Here is a 17,791-nt window from a genome sequence, read left to right on the forward strand (position 1 = left end):
GCTTCCTTAATGGCATAACAGAAACACCCTTACAGATCGTTGAGCGCCATATTGAGCTGCAGCACATTGACCGTCGGCGAGCCGAGGAATGGCATCAGCGGACGGTGCGTCTGCTGGTCGATCAGCGCCTCGACCTGCGCCAGCGGCAGCTTACGGCTGGCGGCGATGCGCGGTGCCTGCCATAACGCGGCGTCAGTCGAGATATCCGGGTCCAGCCCGCTGGCTGAGGTGGTGACCAGCTCAACCGGCACCGCGGCGGGCGCCTGCGGATTGGCGGCCCGCAGCGCCGCGACGCGCTCCGCGACGGCTTTGTCCAGCGCCGGGTTACTGGCTGCCAGATTGCTGCCCCCTGAGGCCAGCGGATTATCGGGTTTGTCGCTGGTGGCTGAAGGGCGGCCCCAGAAATAACCGGGCTGCGTGAAGTTCTGACCAATCAGCGCGGATCCACGCACCACGCCATCCTCCTCCAGCAGCGATCCATTCGCCTGCGCCGGAAACAGCCACTGCGCCAGGCTGGTCGTGAGGAAAGGATAAACCACGCCGGTGACCAGGGTAAGCAGTAGCAACAGTAAAATTGCCGGACGTAACTGACTCATTTTTTGCTCCTCAGGCCATGCCTGATAACACTAACAGCAGATCGATAGCTTTGATGCCGGCAAACGGCACCAGCAGGCCGCCCAGCCCATAAATCAGCAGGTTGCGGCGCAGCAGCGCAGCGGCACTCAGTGGCCGGTAGCTGACGCCTTTCAGGGCCAGCGGGATCAGAAAGACAATCACCAGAGCGTTGAAGATCACCGCTGAGAGGATCGCGCTGGCGGGCGAGTGCAGCTGCATGACGTTGAGCATGTTGAGCTGCGGATAGGTCGCCGCAAACGCCGCCGGGATGATCGCAAAATATTTCGCCACGTCGTTAGCGATACTGAAGGTGGTCAGCGAACCGCGCGTCATCAGCATCTGTTTACCGATGTGCACCACTTCCAGCAGCTTGGTCGGGTTCGAGTCGAGGTCGACCATGTTGCCCGCCTCTTTCGCCGCCTGCGTACCGGAGTTCATCGCCACCGCCACATCGGCCTGTGCCAGCGCAGGCGCATCGTTGGTGCCGTCGCCGGTCATCGCGACCAGACGCCCTTCCGCCTGATACTGGCGGATCAGCGCCAGCTTCGCTTCCGGCGTCGCCTCAGAGAGAAAATCATCCACGCCCGCTTCCGCCGCAATCGCTGCCGCCGTCAGCGGGTTATCGCCGGTGATCATCACGGTTTTGATGCCCATCTTGCGCAGCTCGGCAAAGCGCTCTTTGATGCCGCCTTTTACGATATCCTTCAGCGCCACCACACCCAGCACGTTTGCGCCCTCGGCGACGACCAGCGGGGTGCCCCCGGTGCGCGCCACCTCTTCGACCTGCGCATTCACCTCGGCCGGGAAACGGCCATGACTGGCTTCGATGTGGCGACGCACCGCATCCACCGCCCCTTTACGGATCAGCCGGTCCTGCACGTTGACGCCGCTCATGCGGGTCTGCGCCGAGAAGGGAATAAAGGTGGCCCCCATACTGCTGAGATCGCGTTCACGCAGGTTAAACTGCTGTTTAGCCAGCACCACGATGCTGCGGCCCTCCGGCGTCTCATCGGCCAGCGACGCCAGCTGCGCCGCGTCGGCCAGCTGCTCCTCGCTGACGCCCGGCGCGGGCAGGAACTGCGTCGCCTGACGGTTACCCAGGGTGATGGTGCCGGTTTTATCCAGCATCAGCACATCCACATCGCCTGCGGCCTCGACGGCACGGCCGCTGGTGGCGATGACGTTAGCGCCCAGCATCCGGCTCATCCCCGCCACCCCAATCGCTGACAGCAGGCCACCAATCGTGGTCGGGATCAGACAGACCAGCAGGGCCACCAGCACCGTAACGCTGACCGGCGTTCCGCCCCAGGCCGAGAAAGGCCAGAGCGTCACGGTCGCCAGCAGGAAGACGATAGTCAGCGAAACCAGCAGGATGGTCAGGGCAATCTCGTTTGGCGTTTTGCGACGCTTCGCGCCTTCCACCATGGCGATCATCCGGTCGAGGAAGGTTTCACCCGGGTTGGCGCTGCAGGTGATCACCAGCCAGTCAGAGAGAATGCGTGTCCCGCCGGTCACGGAGGCAAAGTCCCCGCCCGACTCGCGGATCACCGGGGCGGACTCGCCGGTAATGGCGCTCTCATCCACCGAGGCCCCACCCTCCAGCACTTCACCGTCGCAGGGAATGATGTCGCCTGCTTCCACCAGCACCGCGTCGCCTTTGCGCAGCTGATCGGCGGCCACCTGCTGCCACTCTGCGCCATAGCGCGCCGCTGACAGTTTTTTGGCAAAGCTGGTCTTTTTCACCCCTTTCAGGCTGCTCGCCTGGGCCTTACTGCGCCCCTCTGCCAGCGCCTCCGCCAGATTGGCGAACAGCACGGTAAACCAGAGCCAGAGCGCAATCGCTCCGGTAAAACTGGCGCTGCCGTCGATCCGGCCCGCCAGCATCGCCAGCGCCAGCAGCGAGGTCAGGATGCTGCCGAGGTAGACCACAAACATCACCGGGTTACGGAACTGCACCCGGGGATCGAGCTTTTTCACCGCATCCCAGGCTGAGGTGCGCAGCAGCGCTGCGTCAAATAACGCCTGTTGTTGACGACTCATGAGGATTGTCCCTGAACAAGTTGCAGATGCTCAGCCACCGGGCCCAGCGCCAGAGCAGGAATAAAGGTCAGTGCGCCGACCAGCAGCACCGTACCGATCAGCAGTGCAATAAACAGCGGGCCGTGGGTAGGCAGCGTGCCATTGCCCACCGGCTGCACTTTTTTCGCCGCCATCGCCCCGGCAATCGCCATTACCGGAATGATGATGCCGAAGCGGCCCAGCAGCATGCAGACGGCCAGTAACAGGTTCCAGAACGGCGTGTTGGCGCTGAGTCCGGCAAAGGCACTGCCGTTGTTGTTGGCCGCGGATGAGACGGCGTAAAGCACTTCGCTGAAGCCGTGAATGCCCGGGTTTGCCATAGCGCTGCGTCCGGCGTCGGTCATCATCGCCAGAGCGGTGCCGATCAGCACCAGCGCCGGGGTGACCAGAATCGCCAGGGCGGTCATTTTCATCTCCCAGACATCGACTTTTTTACCCAGAAACTCCGGCGTGCGGCCAATCATCAGCCCGGCGATAAACACCGCCAGCAGCACGAACAGCAGCATGCCATAGAGGCCGGCTCCGACACCGCCGAACACCACTTCGCCCAGCTGCATCAGCCACATCGGCACCATCCCGCCCAGCGCGGTAAAGGAGTCGTGCATGGCATTGACCGCACCGCACGAGGCTGCCGTCGTGATCACGGCGAACAGGCTGCTGTTAAGAATGCCAAAGCGCGTCTCTTTGCCTTCCATATTGACGGCGCTGTCAGCCCCCAGCTGGAGGAAGTGCGGGTTGCCCTGCAGTTCGGCCCACATCACCACCGCCACCGCCGCCACAAACATCAGCGTCATCGCCCACAGCAGCATGTGGCCCTGACGACGGTCACGCACGCTTTCGCCAAACGCGAAGCAGAGCGCCGCCGGGATCAGGAAGATGCTCAGCATCTGCACGAAGTTGGTGAGCACATTCGGGTTTTCAAACGGATGGGCGGAGTTGGCGTTAAAGAAGCCGCCACCGTTGGTGCCCAGCATTTTGATCGCCTCCTGCGACGCCACCGGCCCCATCGACAGCGTCTGCTGCGCGCCTTCCAGCGTGGAGAGGCTGTGATAAGGCAGGACGTTCTGAATGCTGCCCTGACTGACAAAGAACAGCGCCATCAACAGGCTGATGGGCAGTAAGACATAGAGCGTGATGCGCGTCAGGTCGCGCCAGGCGTTGCCCAGCGTGGCGATGCTGCGATTCGCGAAGCCACGGATCAGGGCAAATGCCACCGCAATGCCGGTCGCGGCAGAGAGAAAGTTCTGCACCGTCAGGCCCACCATCTGACTGAAATAGCTCAGGGTGCTCTCACCGCTGTAGGACTGCCAGTTAGTGTTGGTAACAAAGCTGATGGCGGTGTTGAGCGCCAGATGCCAGCTCAGGCCAGGCAGCTGCTGTGGATTGAGCGGCAGCGCCCCCTGCATCAGCAGAATCGCCAGCAGCACCACAAAACCCAGCGCATTAAACAGCAGAATCGCCAGCAGATAGTGCGGCCAGCGCATGTCAGATTGCTGCGCCCCTAGCAGTCGCCATAGCGGCCCTTCAAGGCGGGCAAACACCGGTTTATCCGCCACTAACGACGCCAGACCCCGGCCGAGCGGCTGCGCCAGCACCATCAGCAGCAGCAGATAAACGGCGATAAGTAAGAAAGCATTGGCCGCCATCAGAAGGCCTCCGCATTTAACAGGGCATAGATCAGATAGCCCAGTAACAACACCACCAGCAGAATGCCGGTTATTACGCCCACGCTCACAGGAACCTCCAGAGGTTTGGATTTAGGGCATAGCTTGCGCGGAGGCGTATAAAGAAGGGGTTAAAATGCAGCGGGCGGGCGTAAAAATAGTGTAAAAATGGCGAAATATCAGGCGACTTCCAGCGCCCAGATACGATTAAGATCGACATTACCCCACAGCGTGCTGTCCTCTGCGCCGACAATGCTGTCAGTGCAGAAACTGTCGCCAAGGTCGAGCTCCTCCGGTTTGACTTCGCGCTGGGCGTGCAGCGACCAGAACACATGCACACAGGGACGCATCAGCGACTTTTCACCCGCTCTGACCACCAGTGCCACCCGGCCGGAGGCGAGACGCACCAGCGATCCCACCGGATAGATGCCGATGGTGCGCACAAAGGTGTGCAGCAGGCCGGGGTCAAAATGGCCGCGCCAGCTCAGCATCTGATGCATCGCCTCAGCAGGGGTCCAGCCGTTGCGATAGGCACGGGTTGAGGTCACAGCATCATAGACGTCACACACCGCCGCCATGCGGGCATAGAGCGAAATCGCCTCCCCTTTCAGGCCGTGCGGGTAGCCGCTGCCATCATATTTCTCATGATGATGCAGGGCGATATCCAGCAGATCGTCATCGGCGTCAGCTTCTATCAGCATCTGCGTGCCAACCACCGGATGCTCGCGCATCACCCTGAACTCTTCGTCAGTCAGCTTGCCGGCTTTGTTGAGGATCGCCAGCGGCACGGCCGCTTTACCGACATCATGCAGTAAACCGCCCATGCCCACCCGCCGCAGCTGCTGGTCGTTCAGCCCGAGTGTTTTACCCAGCGCAATCATCAGCCCGCAGACCGCCATGGAGTGCAGGTAGGTATAGTCATCATGATTCTTCAGCCGCGCCACGCTCAGCATGGCGGAAGGTTCACGCGTGATCGATCCGGCGATTTCATCCACCAGATTCATCATATAGTCGAGCTTCAGGCCGTTACCCAGCCGCGCTTCGTTGAACATCGCCAGGACTTTCGGTTTGCCCTGCTGGAAGATCTGCTGGGCCTGATCGAGCTCCTGAAAAAAGGGGGTGCGACCAATGGTTTTTTTCGCGACCACGGTGGCGATCGGGGCCTGCACTGAACGATCGAGATCGATCCAGAGCTGGCGGATCCCTTCACTGCGTAACAGGGCGATTTGTCGTGGATCGGCGATCAGCATCTCATTACGAATGCGCTGGTCTTTGATCCACCAGACTTCCAGCTTGTGGATAAACATCCCCGGGCGCAGTTCATCAATGGTAATCAGCTTTATCACGCTATCACTCCTTAAGCTCAGCGAGGGAGATAAGGTGATATCGGCAGCTGGACAAATTTTCTTCAGGCTGTTTTGTGCGGCGGCGGTGTTCAGGAGAGTGGTCAGAGGAGAGGCGATTGCGCTTACTTACGCAAGCAGCAGGTTTTTTGCCTGGCCCGGCAGAATTATTTATATTTGCTCCGGGACGTTGACTTAACGGTGACATGGAAAGGGTCATAAACATGATGAAAACCGGCATATTACTGGCTGATACAGCGTTATTTTTTGGTGGGCTGGGCTGCTGCCTTCTGGTGCTGTCGCTTATTCTTTTTTTGATCAAAAGACAGGATTATTATGGTCTTGTTTCCTCTTATCGGGAAAAATATACCTTGCCTGGCTCCTGCGCCTTTTATTACACGACGGGCTTTTTCGGCGTGTTTCCGCTTTTACGATTTTTCATAAAATTAAGCCAAAGAAAGAAAATACGATTTATTTCTCTTAACGACCCCGGTTATGCCTTTTTTGATGACAAAAAACATCAGATTCATTCCTGGATGAAACTTTATTCGCTGCTGTGGTTTGCCGCTACGGCATGTTATATGCTGTTCGCTGTTTTTGGTCTGCTTTTGCCTTAAAGCCCGTGCTGGCGTCAGCGTAACTCCCTGCGCAGCGCCTGCCGGGGAAGGCACAGCAGACAGAGGCTCCGAAAAGTGGTTAATCATTTTATAATGACAAATAAAATAATAGCGGAAATGGGACTCTTTTTTGCATTATCAGGCAGTGCAATGATATTGCTTTCTTTAATTGTTTATCTCTTAAAAAGAGAAGAATATTATTATCTGATAGCACGGTATAAAGAAAAATATCTTTTTCCTGCTCCGGCCTCGTTTCATCATATGACGGGATTTTTTGGTGCCATTATAGTGATACGCTTTTTTATCAGGCTATCGCATAAAAAAAGAATCTTATTTATGCGCCATGATGATCCTGCCTGCTCTTTCTTCGATGAACCTGATGTATACATCCATGCCTGGATGATCTTTTTCTATTACCTGTGGGTTACCGCGACGGCGTTTTTTGTTGCTGCCGGAATGTTGAGTCTGCTGCTGCCTTAATTCAGACAGGGCGCTGCACAAAAGCGCGAAAACCCTGTCTCTCTGCCGCAGTGCGCGCAGCAATAACGCCACGCTTTTCCGGCAAAGTGTGGCGGCGCCAGCAAGAGTGAAAAGAGGCGGTTGTCAAACCTGGCTCTCCTTCATAAGCTGCAAATGATCTTATTTGTCCATTCTCAGAATAAATGAAAAATCCATTCCATCCGGTTAACCTCGGGAGTCCGCAATGAAAAAATGTGCATGGGCAATTCTCTGTCTGCTCGCTCTTTCCACGTCGGCGCTGGCAGAGAAAATTGGCGTGTCGATGGCCTATTTCGACCAGAACTTTCTCACCCTTATCCGCCAGGCGATCGATAAAGAGGCAAAAGCGCAAAAGCTGGATGCGCAGTTTGAAGATGCGCGCGGCGATGTGGGTCGTCAGACCGATCAGGTGCAGAGCTTTATCAGCGCCGGAGTGGATGCGATTATCGTCGATCCGGTCGACTCCGCCAGCACCCCTGCCCTGACCCGCCTGGCGCAGCAGGCTCACATTCCGCTGGTTTACGTTAACCGCACGCCGGGCGATAAAACCCTGCCTCCGGGCGTGGTGTTTGTCGGCTCAGATGAGCGCGAATCGGGCACGCTGCAGATGGAGGCGCTGGCAAAACAGGCCGGCTATCGTGGCCGGGTCGCCATTATGATCGGTAATCTTAGCGATGCGGGTGCGTTGCAGCGCACCCGGGATGTGGAGCAGGTGGTCGCAAAGTATCCCGGGATGAAAGTGGTGCTGAAACAGACCGCCAACTATGCGCGCAACGAGGGAATGGATTTAATGCTCAGTTGGCTGTCGAACGGCGAAGATATCGATATTGTCGCCGCCAACAACGATGAAATGGCGATTGGTGCCACTATGGCGATCGCGCAGGCGAAGCCGAAGAAAACCATTCTGGTGGGCGGTATTGATGCCACGCCGGATGGCCTGAAAGCGCTGGCGAGCGGCAAACTGGCGGTCACGGTTTTCCAGGATGCCGTGGGTCAGGGCAGAAAATCGGTTGAGGTGGCGCAGCAGATGATTAAAGGCCAGAAGGTAGCGTCCCATCAGTGGATCCCGTTTGAGCTGGTCACGCAGCAGAATATGCAGCAATACAGCACGAAGAACCCGTGACGCAGACTGGCGCGGCCGCGTGACCGCGCCGTTTATTACGCGTCGTTCAGCAGCTTCGCCATCATCACGACATCGCGCAGCTGCCCGTCACGCAGGGCGGCCTGGCGCTTCATCCCTTCCCGTTCAAAGCCCAGCCGCTGGTAGAGCCGCAGCGCCCTTTCGTTGTCGTGAAACACCTCCAGCTCCATCCGGGTGATCCCCAGCCAGTTACGGGCATAGTTCATCGCGGTGCGGATCAGACGCTCACCAACGCCGCGTCCGGCAAAGTCAGGATGTACACCCAGCCCAAAGCTGATGCAGTGGCGGGTACGCGGCTTACTGTCGACGAACAGCGTCAGCTCACCGGCCAGCACGCCGTCGATTTCGGCGACAAACGCAACAAAACCCTCTGCATCCATCCTGGCGAATTTTTTCTCCCAGAGGGCGACGCTGGGAAACGGCAGTTGCAGTGTCCAGGGGTAAACATCGGGGTGACTGTAAAGCCGCTGATAGGCGGCAGCATCCTGCGGTTCCCGTGCCCGTATGACAATTTCCATATTTTCTCCTGTTAGCCGGATGGGGTTCATGCACTAAGCTGTAGCTCTTTACCGGATGAAAAGAGCCTCGCTATGTTGTATCGCCGTTTTGAGCGTTTTATCAATATTTTTCATGACGCGCCGACCGATTCACCGCCCTCCACGGTCTGGCCCTTTTACCTCTACTATCTGCGCCAGGTCTGGCCCAGTTTTGCGGCACTGCTGCTGGTAGGCCTGGTCTCCGCGCTGATCGAGGTGTCGCTGTTTGGCTATCTGAGCCGCCTCATTGATATGGTCAATCACGCCACGCCCGCCACGCTGTTCCGGGATAACTGGCCGCTGCTGCTCTGGATGGGGGCGGTGGCGCTGATTCTGCGGCCGATCTTTATCGGCCTGCACGACATGCTGGTGCACCAGAGTATCAGCCCGAGCATGACCAGTATGATCCGCTGGCAGCATCACAACTACGTGCTGCGTCAGAGTCTCAATTTCTTTCAGAATGATTTCGCCGGTCGTATCGCCCAGCGCATCATGCAGACCGGCAATTCACTGCGCGACTCGGCGGTGCAGCTGGTGGATGCCATCTGGCATGTCCTGATCTACGCCGTGACCTCGCTGATTTTGTTTGCCGATGCCGACTGGCGGCTGATGATCCCGCTGATCCTCTGGATGGTGGCCTACAGCGCCTCACTGCGTTTCTTTGTGCCGCGCGTCAAGGCGCGTTCGGTGGTCTCCTCAGAAGCACGCTCTAAGCTGATGGGCACCATCGTTGACGGCTATACCAATATCGCCACCATCAAGCTGTTCGCCCACAGCGATCTGGAACGTCAGTATGCGCGCGAGGCCATTCAGGAGCAGACCGATAAAACCCAGCACGCCAGCCGCATGGTCACCAGCATGGATCTGACGCTGTCAGCGCTGAACGGCCTGCTGATTGTCTCCACCTCCGGACTGGCGCTCTGGCTATGGAGCCAGTCGCTGATCAGCGTCGGGGCGATTGCCCTGGCGACCGGACTGGTGATCCGCCTGGTGAACATGTCCGGCTGGATCATGTGGGTCGTCAACGGCATCTTTGAAAATATCGGCATGGTGCAGGATGGCCTGAACACCATCGCCCAGCCGCTGAGCGTGCAGGATGCGCCGCAGGCGAAGCAGCTGAAGGTGACGCGCGGCCAGATTCGCTATGAAGATGTGCGCTTCGACTATGGTGGCGGTCGTCAGGTCATCAACCACCTTAACCTCACCATTCAGCCCGGCGAGAAGATTGGTCTGATTGGTCCCTCGGGTGCCGGCAAGTCGACGCTGGTCAACCTGCTGCTGCGGCTCTATGACCTGAACGGTGGCCGGATTGTGATCGACGATCAGGATATCGCCAGCGTGACGCAGGAGAGCCTGCGCAGCCAGATTGGCATGATCACCCAGGACACCTCGCTGCTGCACCGCTCAATCCGCGAAAACCTGCTTTATGGCCGTCCCGACGCCAGTGAAGAGGCGCTCCAGCTTGCGATCCGCCGCGCCCGCGCCGACGAGTTTATTCCCCTGCTCTCCGACCCGCAGGGCCGCACCGGCCTGGACGCCCACGTGGGCGAACGCGGGGTGAAGCTGTCGGGCGGTCAGCGTCAGCGTGTGGCGATCGCCCGCGTGCTGCTGAAAGATGCCCCGATTCTGATCATGGATGAGGCTACCTCGGCGCTCGACTCAGAAGTGGAAGCCGCGATTCAGGAGAGTCTGGAGTCGCTGATGCAGGGTAAAACCGTCATCGCCATCGCGCACCGCCTGTCGACTATCGCGAAGATGGACCGGCTGGTGGTGCTGGATAAGGGCGGCATCGCCGAGATGGGCAGCCATCAGGAACTGCTGGCGCAAAACGGCCTCTATGCCCGGCTGTGGCAGCATCAGACCGGGGGGTTTGTCGGCGTCGATTAATCGCCACGCCGATAGGGTAAGGCGTCGCGCGCTTCTTCCGCCCAGCCGCGCACGCCTTCCCGCTCCTGCTGCAGAAAATCGGCGACGGCATCGCGAAGGCCGGGATGCAGCAGATAGTGCCAGGAGTGGGTGATCTGCGGCTCAAAGCCGCGCACCAGCTTGTGCTCACCCTGCGCACCCGCATCAAACCGCGCCAGCCCTTCATCCAGAGCCAGATCCATTCCCTGATAGAAACAGGTTTCGAAGTGCAGCCGGTCAAACTCCGCCAGACAGCCCCAGTAGCGGCCATAAAGCGTGTTGCTGTCGCGCAGATAAAAGGCCATCGCCGCCGGCTGCTGCTGTAAGCGGGCGATCACCACCACAATATTCTGCGGCATCCGCTCCGCCAGCAGGCTGAAGAAATCCCGCGTCAGGTAGGGGCGCTGGCCGCGCACCGCATAGGTGTTGGCGTAACAGGTATAGACAAAATCCCACTGATCTTCCCGCAGCTGATGGCCCGGATAGCGGTCAAATTCGAAGCCGCTCTGCGCCACCTGTTCACGCTCTTTGCGCAGCTGTTTGCGCTTGCGCGACATCAGCGTATCGAGGAAATCCTGAAAATCACGGTAGCCCCGGTTGTGCCAGTGATACTGACAGCCGAGCCGCGACAGCCAGTCGGGCTGCTCAGCCAGCAGGGTATTGGCCTGCGCGTCGGTAAAGTTGATGTGCGCGCCGCTTAAGCCCTGCTGCAACAGGTGCTCAGGCAGGGCCGCCAGCAGGTGTGCGGCGGCAGAAGGATCACCCAGCAGACGGGCACCGCTGACGGGGCTGAAGGGAATCGCCCCCAGCCATTTCGGGTAGTAGCGAATCCCGGCGCGCTGGCTGGCATCCGCCCAGGCGTGATCAAAGACATACTCGCCCTGGGAATGGCGTTTGCGGTAGCCCGGCAGCGCGGCGCGGGTCACGCCATTTTCCTGCCACAGCAGATGATCAGGCTGCCAGCCCGATGCAGGCCGCACGCTGCCGCTCTCTACTAACGTGAGCAGAAAGGCGTGGCGCAGAAACGGCTGGTCATCCGGCAACAGGGCATCCCACTCAGCGGCGGGAATCGCCGTCAGCGAGTTCAGTTGAATCAGCGACATGAATTACTCCAGACAACGGCGGGCAGAGATGCAGTCAAGCAGGTTTTGCGCGTCAGCGAAAGGGCTAAGGCACGCAAAGTGAAGGCTGCATCCGCTGAGCACAGCCTCTATACTGCGACTTTATCCCACAGGACATCGCCATGGATCGACTCGATTGTGACCGGATGTTTGTCACAGTGCTGGAAACCGGCAGCTTTTCTGCGGCGGCGTTACGTCTCGGCACCAGCAGCAGTCAGGCGTCAAAGCTGGTATCGAAGCTGGAGCAGCAGCTCGGTGTGCAGCTGTTTAAGCGCAGCACCCGCGCCCTGTCGCCGACCGATGTCGGGCGTGCCTATTACGAACGGGTCAAACACCTGCTCGACGCGTTTGAGACGCTGGATGCCAGCGTGCGCGAAAGCGCCATGACGCCGACCGGCCGGCTGAAAATCAGCGCGCCCGGCTCCTTTGGCACGGCGGTGCTCTCTCAGGTGCTGGTCGCCTTTGCCCGCCGCTATCCGCTGATTGAGCTGGACGTCAGCTTTTCAGATCGGGCCGTGAACATCGTCGATGAAGGATTTGATATGGCGATCCGCATCGGCAACCTGAGCGACAGCAGCCTGGTGGCGCGCAGGCTGGGCGAGGTTCACGTGCGCTTCGCCGCCTCACCGGCCTATCTTGAACAGTTCGGCACCCCGCAGCACTGGCAGGAGATCGCTCTGCATCAGTGCATTATCGACACCAATTTTCGCGATCCCCGGCACTGGCCGTTTGCCGGTTCCGACGGTGAGGTCGTGACCGTGCCTGTGCAGGGCCGTCTGCGCTTCGCCAACACCGAAGCCTGTCTGCAGGCGGCTATCGCGGGCCTGGGCATCGCGCGCCTGCCCGGATTTATCGCGGCCCCTGCGCTGCAACGCGGTGATATCGTCCGGCTGCTGGAGAACTTCGAGACGCCGCCACTGGGTCTGTTTGCGGTTTATCCGCCCGCCCGCCATCTGCCCCACCGGGCGCGCCTGCTTATCGACTTCCTGGTCACCCATTTCATTCATTTCCCACCCGTCTGATTTCTTCCAATATGGAAGAAATGATTGTCTTCAGGGCCGGATTATCAGCCTTTTAGTCATCAGTTATGCTGCTTCTCATCTCAACAGAGGAGTCGCACAATGTTAGTAGAAGGCAAGTGGAGTAGTGACTGGCATCCGGTGCAGGCTACCGATAAACAGGGCGGTTTCGTCCGCCAGACATCCGGCTTCCGCGACTTCATCAGCAGCGATGGCTCAACACCATTCCCGGCAGAGCCCGACCGCTACCATCTCTATGTGGCGCTGATCTGCCCGTGGGCATCACGTGCGCTGATCGCCCGCAGGCTCAAAGGGCTGGAGTCGCTCGTCGGCGTCACGGTGGTGGAGCCGCAGCTCGGTGCTCAGGGCTGGCGCTTCGGTGATTTTCCCGGCGCGCAGCAGGACCCGCTGAACAACGCGCAGTACCTGCATGAGATCTATACCCGCGTGGCACCCGATTACACGGGCCGGGCCACCGTGCCGGTGCTGTGGGACAAGAAAACCGGCACCATTGTCAGCAACGAGTCGGCAGATATCGTGCGCATGTTCAACAGCGGCTTTGGCGATCTGGCCGATAACCGCATCGACCTCTATCCCGCCGCGCTGCGCGCTGAGATTGATGCGCTCAATGAGAGCCTCTATCCGCGCCTGAATAACGGGGTTTACCGCGCCGGATTTGCCACGACCGCCATCAGCTATCAGCAGGCGTTTAACGACGTCTTCAGCCAGCTGGATGAGCTGGAGGCGCTATTGAGCGATGGCCGCACGTTTCTGCTGGGGGAACGGCTGACCGAAACCGACATTCGCCTGTTTGTGACCCTGATCCGCTTTGACGTGGCCTATCACGGCCTGTTCAAATGCAACCTGCGCCGCTTACGCGACTATACGCTGCTCAACCGCTATCTTAAGAGCATGCTGTCGGTCTCCGGCGTGCGTGAGACGGTCAACATCGATCACATCAAACAGGGTTACTACTCGATCAAAGCGCTCAACCCGAACGGCATCGTGCCGGCGGGCCCGGATATGAGCGAATACGGTTTTTAAAGGAGCAATGATGGCAAAGGCACTGGTGATTTTTCTGCATGGCGTGGGGAGTAACGGCGATGACCTGGCCCCGCTGGGCCACCACTGGGCGACGCTGTTGCCGGATGTGATTTTTGCCGCGCCCAATGCGCCTGAACGTTTTACCGCAGGGTTTGGCTGGCAGTGGTTCAGCCTGACCGACGTGACGCCAGAAAATCGGCCAGGCCGGGTGCGGGCAGCGCGCGCCGCGTTTGACGCAACCCTGAACGCTATCGTTGCGCAGCATGGCTTCGCCGACCGCTGGCAGGATGTGGTGCTGGTCGGCTTTTCACAGGGGTCGATTATGGCGCTGGACGCGCTCGCCTCGGGCCGTTATCCGCTGGCAGGCGTGGTCGCCTTTTCCGGTCGTCTGGCCGTTGAGGGTCAATTAACTCCGCAGGCTCATGTGCCCGCGCTGCTGATCCACGGCCAGGCCGATGAGGTAATCCCGTGGCAGGAGAGCGAATCGGCCGCGACACGACTCAGAGCCGCCGGGGTGCCGGTCGACGCGCGCTTTGAACCGGCCACCGGCCACACCATTTCAGGTCCGGGCGCGATGCACGCCGCCGCCTTTATCGGACAGTGCCTGCAGGATTAACGCCGGTAGCGGTCTAACGCCTGCCAGGCCTGCGCCGCCGCCACCTCAGGCGGCAGGCGTTTCAGCCGGTCGTTGAAGACTTCAATGCCCAGCGGTCCCTGATAGCCTGCGCTTTTGAGCTTATCGACAAAGCGATCCACGTCGATAATGCCGTCGCCAGGCAGCAGGCGCTGATGCTTCGCCATCGCCATCAGGCTTTGTTTGTCCTGCGCCGGAACGGCGGCCATATCACACAGCTGCACCTCATAAATGCGGTCGGCCGGAATGCCATCCAGATGGGCGGCGTCGCCCCCGCGCGCGCAGATATGGAACAGGTCGACCACCAGACCGATATTCGGCTGGTCGAGCCGCTGCAACCGCTGCCACGCCAGCGGCAGCGTGTTATCCACACTGCACCAGGCCATCGGCTCATACATAATGCGCATGTTGTAGCGCGCGGCTTCAGAGGCCATCCAGCGTAGGTCATCATCGATCAGTTCGGCACAGCAATCTTCCCGGGTGCTGGCCGGAGCCTGAAGGGTATCGCAGCCCAGCGCCTGGGCGATCTGAATAAACTGACGCAGCTCTTCGCGCTTCTGTGCGCGCAGTGCCATGGGTGCGCCGGTGAAATCGCGCAGCACCTGGAGGTTGGTAAAGCCGGGTCCCTGCCGGGCCGCGATCTCAGCCAGCGCCGCCGCACCGCCCTCGCACGCCTCAACATCCTCGCGCCAGATCTCCACCTGATCGAAACCGGCGTCACGCGCCGCCTGGAGTTTCTGGCCGGGTTCACCGTTTAACAACACCAGGTTAAGGAAGGTGGGGTTGGTTCGCATTGCTCGGCTCCTTAATCGTCCGGAATAATCGGTGATGTTCAGGTCATACCCTCGGTGAGTGACGGGCGTGACCTGAACCCCTCTGTTTCTCTGGCGCACAGGGGCCGGTTAACCGGCTCAGCCCAGCAGCGTCACCAGCGCAAAACCGGCAAACGCCATCAGCAGTGAACCGATCACATGCACCAGCGCGCTGGCCATCGCCCAGAGATACTTCCCTGATTGTAGCAACACCATTAATTCTGCCGTGAAGGAGGAGAAGGTGGTCAGTCCGCCGCACAGGCCGGTGACGATCAGCAGTTTCCAGATCGGGTCGATGTCGGGGTGGCGAACAAACCAGGCCATCGCACCGCCAATCACCAGCCCGCCGATCAGATTCACCAGCAGCGTGCCGGGTGGCAGATTGGGAAAGAGCGCATTAAAGCGCATCGCGAACAGCCAGCGCAGCACACAGCCGGCCGAGCCGCCGATCATCACCGCCAGTAACGGTTTCAACATAACTTGCTCCTGATTGCAGATTAACGCCGGGCTGAGAGGAGAGGCAGAGATAAACTGCGCCTGACGCCTCAGCTCCCGCGAAAGGATTGAGTGTCAGGCGTCATCAGCCGGTGTTAAGCCCACCGGCGGTTGGGAAAGGTGGCACGCCATCACCTTGAGCCGGTGATAATACGACGCCCGTTTCAGGCTGGCAACCTTGCGCCGGGAAACCGGCCCGGCTGGCGTAAATGCTTGACGCCCACGCTGCGGGCGGGGTAATGCTGAGGGATGAGAGTCGGTGACGGAGAGGCGATGCGAACCCTGATTTTTGATACTGATATCGGCGTGGATGATGCTTTTGCGCTGGCTTATGCGGCGCGCACCCAGCATCTGCTGGGCATTACCACCGTTTTCGGCAACGTGGCGGTGGGTCAGGCGGTGAAAAATGCCCGGCTGTTCTGCCAGAAGATGGCGATCGACGCAGAGGTTTATCGCGGCTGCGCGCGACCGCTGGCGATGGCCCCGTCGGCTCCCGCCACCCTGCACGGCCAGGATGGGCTGGGTGATGCGTTTGAAAACAGCTGTAGCGATCAGGCCCCCGGCGCAGTGCAGTTTATTATCGACAGCGTGCGGGCACAGCCGCATCAGATCACCCTGGTGGCGATCGGTCCGCTGACCAACATCGCCTCGGCCATTAATCAGGCACCCGACATCATTCCGCTGGTGAAAGAGCTGGTGATCATGGGCGGTGCGTTCGGCAGCGGGGGACACAGTGGCAACGTGACGCCCTTCAGCGAATTTAATATCTGGAAAGATCCCCATGCTGCCGATCAGGTGCTCACCTCGGCGCTGAACGTGGTGGTGATCCCGCTGGATGTTACCCACAAGGTCCTGATCACCGGCGAAGAGGTTCAGCGGCTGAATCAGCCGGTGCTGAGCGCCATCTGTCGCCCTTACCTGGCTTACAGTCTGGCGAAAGAGGGATTTAACGGCATGGCGCTGCACGACACCCTGGCGGTGGCATGGCTCAGTCTGCCAGAGGCGTTTACCCTGGCCGAAAGCCCCCTGCGGGTGATCACCGAAGGGATCGCCTGCGGTCAGACGGTGCGCAGGCTGAGCGCACTGGCCTCCCGACAGGACCCGTTTGCCGGTCTGCCCGCCCAGCGCATCGCGCTCGGCGTGGATGCTGACGCGGTGCGGGCGCACTTCTTTAACACCCTCACCGCGCCCTGACGCGCTGGCTGGCCGCGTTACCGATCGAAATGAATCACGCCTTTGATCAGTTCACGATTGTTGATGACCTGCGGTTCAAAGGTTTCATCCAGCGTGGAGAACGCCAGAGAGTGATTCAGCATCATGCTGGCGCGCAGCTGACCGCTGGCCATCAGGGAGCAGACCCGATCAAAATCTTCGCGAGTGGCGTTCCGGCTCCCGAGCAGGGTGGCCTCTTTTTTGTGAAACTCACTGTCCGGGATCACCAGATCGCCTTTGTGCAGGCCGACATAGACGACCGTGCCGCCGTGCCGTATCAGGCTGACCGCGTTGTTCATGGCCGCCGGGTTGCCGGTGGCGTCGATCACTTTCAGCGGCAGCCGCCCGCCCGATTGCTCGCGCAGCGCCGCATCGAATGCCGCGTCTGCCGGGTTCAGCGCCACCAGGCCAAGCTGGTCAGCGACATGCTGACGACGAAATGCGCTGGTGTCCGCCACAATCACCTGCGCACCGCTGGCAGCGGCAATGGCAGCCACACCCAGGCCAATCGGCCCCGCCCCCACCACCAGCACCTGCTCATCAGCGGTCACGCCAGCCCGACGCACCGCATGCGCGCTGATGGCAAACGGCTCAATCAGCGCAGCCGCCTCCGGTGTCACTTCATCCACCGCCAGCAGCGTGCTGACCGGCACGCTTAAGTAGTCACTGAATCCCCCATCCTGATGGACGCCAATCACGGAGATCTGCTCACAGCAGTTGGTTTTACCGCTCTGGCAGGCGTCGCAGTGCAGGCAGGCGATGTAGGGCATAAGCGCCACCCGCTGGCCCGGCTGAACACCTTCAGCGCCACGGCCCAGCGTGACCACCTCCGCACAGATTTCATGGCCCAGCACCCGGGGATAGCTGAAAAAGGGCTGATTGCCGGACCAGGCGTGAATATCTGTTCCGCAGATCCCGGCGGTGAGAATTTTGATCAGCGCCTCGCCCGCGGCGGGCGCTGGCCTGTCGCGGGTGGCCCAGACCATTCTGCGTGGTTCAGCGATGACCAGTGCTTTCATTGTTGTCATGGTGAGTCTCCGGTTGTCCTGCAGGCAG

18 protein-coding genes and 1 riboswitch are annotated in these 17,791 nt (G+C 60.0%); of the genes, 8 read left to right on the forward strand and 10 right to left on the reverse strand.

Annotation, left to right across the window (positions count from 1 at the left end; all coding sequences use genetic code 11):
• Window positions 1-29 precede the first annotated feature (29 nt).
• The 5 genes from kdpC to AC1V0D_RS18440 form a co-directional block, all read right to left on the reverse strand.
• Window positions 30-596: a potassium-transporting ATPase subunit KdpC gene (gene kdpC / locus AC1V0D_RS18420; RefSeq protein WP_046100786.1), complete on the reverse strand. Its 567-nt coding sequence runs from the start codon at window positions 594-596 to the stop codon at window positions 30-32.
• Between the two features lie 10 nt (window positions 597-606).
• Window positions 607-2,655: a potassium-transporting ATPase subunit KdpB gene (gene kdpB, locus AC1V0D_RS18425; RefSeq protein ID WP_009087915.1), complete on the reverse strand. Its 2,049-nt coding sequence runs from the start codon at window positions 2,653-2,655 to the stop codon at window positions 607-609.
• Window positions 2,652-4,340 (reverse strand): potassium-transporting ATPase subunit KdpA, encoded by a 1,689-nt coding sequence (gene kdpA / locus AC1V0D_RS18430; protein ID WP_140029773.1) that lies wholly within the window; start codon window positions 4,338-4,340, stop codon window positions 2,652-2,654. Before kdpA ends, kdpB begins: the two co-directional genes overlap by 4 nt.
• Window positions 4,340-4,429, reverse strand: coding sequence for a K(+)-transporting ATPase subunit F (gene kdpF / locus AC1V0D_RS18435; protein ID WP_009087918.1), 90 nt, complete (start codon window positions 4,427-4,429; stop codon window positions 4,340-4,342). The genes kdpA and kdpF overlap by 1 nt, the downstream gene beginning before the upstream one ends.
• 108 nt (window positions 4,430-4,537) lie before the next feature.
• Window positions 4,538-5,704 carry an HD-GYP domain-containing protein gene (locus AC1V0D_RS18440; RefSeq protein ID WP_009087920.1) on the reverse strand — a complete coding sequence of 389 codons (1,167 nt, stop codon included), beginning with the start codon at window positions 5,702-5,704 and terminating at the stop codon, window positions 4,538-4,540.
• Between the two features lie 221 nt (window positions 5,705-5,925).
• Here AC1V0D_RS18440 and AC1V0D_RS18445 point away from each other — a divergent pair, with 221 nt between their 5' ends.
• The 3 genes from AC1V0D_RS18445 (at window position 5,926) to AC1V0D_RS18455 (ending at window position 7,939) form a co-directional block, all read left to right on the forward strand.
• Window positions 5,926-6,318, forward strand: a complete 393-nt coding sequence (locus tag AC1V0D_RS18445) for a hypothetical protein (RefSeq protein ID WP_482907859.1) — start codon at window positions 5,926-5,928, stop codon at window positions 6,316-6,318.
• Window positions 6,319-6,411: 93 nt separating this feature from the next.
• Window positions 6,412-6,798 (forward strand): hypothetical protein, encoded by a 387-nt coding sequence (locus tag AC1V0D_RS18450; protein WP_223812773.1) that lies wholly within the window; start codon window positions 6,412-6,414, stop codon window positions 6,796-6,798.
• A 223-nt stretch (window positions 6,799-7,021) separates the two neighbouring features.
• On the forward strand, window positions 7,022-7,939 hold the full coding sequence (locus AC1V0D_RS18455; RefSeq protein ID WP_058956922.1) for a sugar ABC transporter substrate-binding protein: 918 nt from the start codon (window positions 7,022-7,024) through the stop codon (window positions 7,937-7,939).
• Between the two features lie 35 nt (window positions 7,940-7,974).
• Here the strand turns inward: AC1V0D_RS18455 and AC1V0D_RS18460 are convergent, their stop codons facing one another.
• Window positions 7,975-8,475: a GNAT family N-acetyltransferase gene (locus AC1V0D_RS18460; RefSeq protein ID WP_009087926.1), complete on the reverse strand. Its 501-nt coding sequence runs from the start codon at window positions 8,473-8,475 to the stop codon at window positions 7,975-7,977.
• 72 nt (window positions 8,476-8,547) lie between these two features.
• On the opposite strand from AC1V0D_RS18460, the gene AC1V0D_RS18465 reads away from it, so the two are divergent.
• A complete protein-coding gene (locus AC1V0D_RS18465) occupies window positions 8,548-10,380 on the forward strand; it encodes an ABC transporter ATP-binding protein (RefSeq protein ID WP_009087928.1) in 1,833 nt (610 codons plus the stop codon).
• Here AC1V0D_RS18465 and AC1V0D_RS18470 read toward each other — a convergent pair.
• On the reverse strand, window positions 10,377-11,501 hold the full coding sequence (locus AC1V0D_RS18470) for a GNAT family N-acetyltransferase (RefSeq protein ID WP_482907860.1): 1,125 nt from the start codon (window positions 11,499-11,501) through the stop codon (window positions 10,377-10,379). The two genes, AC1V0D_RS18465 and AC1V0D_RS18470, sit on opposite strands and share 4 nt — an antisense overlap.
• Window positions 11,502-11,641: 140 nt before the next feature.
• Between AC1V0D_RS18470 and AC1V0D_RS18475 the strand changes: the two genes are divergently transcribed.
• The 3 genes from AC1V0D_RS18475 (at window position 11,642) to AC1V0D_RS18485 (ending at window position 14,198) form a co-directional block, all read left to right on the forward strand.
• Complete coding sequence (locus AC1V0D_RS18475) at window positions 11,642-12,541, forward strand: LysR family transcriptional regulator (protein WP_482907861.1); 900 nt, start codon at window positions 11,642-11,644, stop codon at window positions 12,539-12,541.
• Window positions 12,542-12,640: 99 nt separating this feature from the next.
• Entirely contained in the window at window positions 12,641-13,582 is a 942-nt protein-coding gene (locus tag AC1V0D_RS18480; RefSeq protein WP_046100793.1) for a glutathione S-transferase family protein, read from the forward strand.
• Window positions 13,583-13,592: 10 nt separating this feature from the next.
• The gene (locus AC1V0D_RS18485; protein WP_482907870.1) at window positions 13,593-14,198 is read left to right on the forward strand and encodes an alpha/beta hydrolase; all 606 of its coding nucleotides are present in this window, start codon (window positions 13,593-13,595) and stop codon (window positions 14,196-14,198) included.
• Here AC1V0D_RS18485 and AC1V0D_RS18490 read toward each other — a convergent pair.
• The gene (locus AC1V0D_RS18490) at window positions 14,195-15,010 is read right to left on the reverse strand and encodes a sugar phosphate isomerase/epimerase family protein (protein WP_058956919.1); all 816 of its coding nucleotides are present in this window, start codon (window positions 15,008-15,010) and stop codon (window positions 14,195-14,197) included. The genes AC1V0D_RS18485 and AC1V0D_RS18490 overlap by 4 nt on opposite strands.
• A gap of 117 nt (window positions 15,011-15,127) precedes the next feature.
• Window positions 15,128-15,505 (reverse strand): fluoride efflux transporter CrcB, encoded by a 378-nt coding sequence (crcB, locus tag AC1V0D_RS18495; RefSeq protein ID WP_009087940.1) that lies wholly within the window; start codon window positions 15,503-15,505, stop codon window positions 15,128-15,130.
• 87 nt (window positions 15,506-15,592) lie between these two features.
• Window positions 15,593-15,668: riboswitch (Fluoride riboswitch) on the reverse strand.
• Window positions 15,669-15,796: 128 nt separating this feature from the next.
• Here crcB and AC1V0D_RS18500 point away from each other — a divergent pair.
• Complete coding sequence (locus AC1V0D_RS18500; protein WP_111207832.1) at window positions 15,797-16,717, forward strand: nucleoside hydrolase; 921 nt, start codon at window positions 15,797-15,799, stop codon at window positions 16,715-16,717.
• A gap of 17 nt (window positions 16,718-16,734) precedes the next feature.
• On the opposite strand, the gene AC1V0D_RS18505 is transcribed toward AC1V0D_RS18500, so the two are convergent.
• Complete coding sequence (locus tag AC1V0D_RS18505) at window positions 16,735-17,763, reverse strand: zinc-binding alcohol dehydrogenase family protein (protein ID WP_482907862.1); 1,029 nt, start codon at window positions 17,761-17,763, stop codon at window positions 16,735-16,737.
• Between the last annotated feature and the right edge of the window lie 28 nt (window positions 17,764-17,791).

It is taken from the genome of Pantoea sp. PA1, from assembly GCF_056856975.1.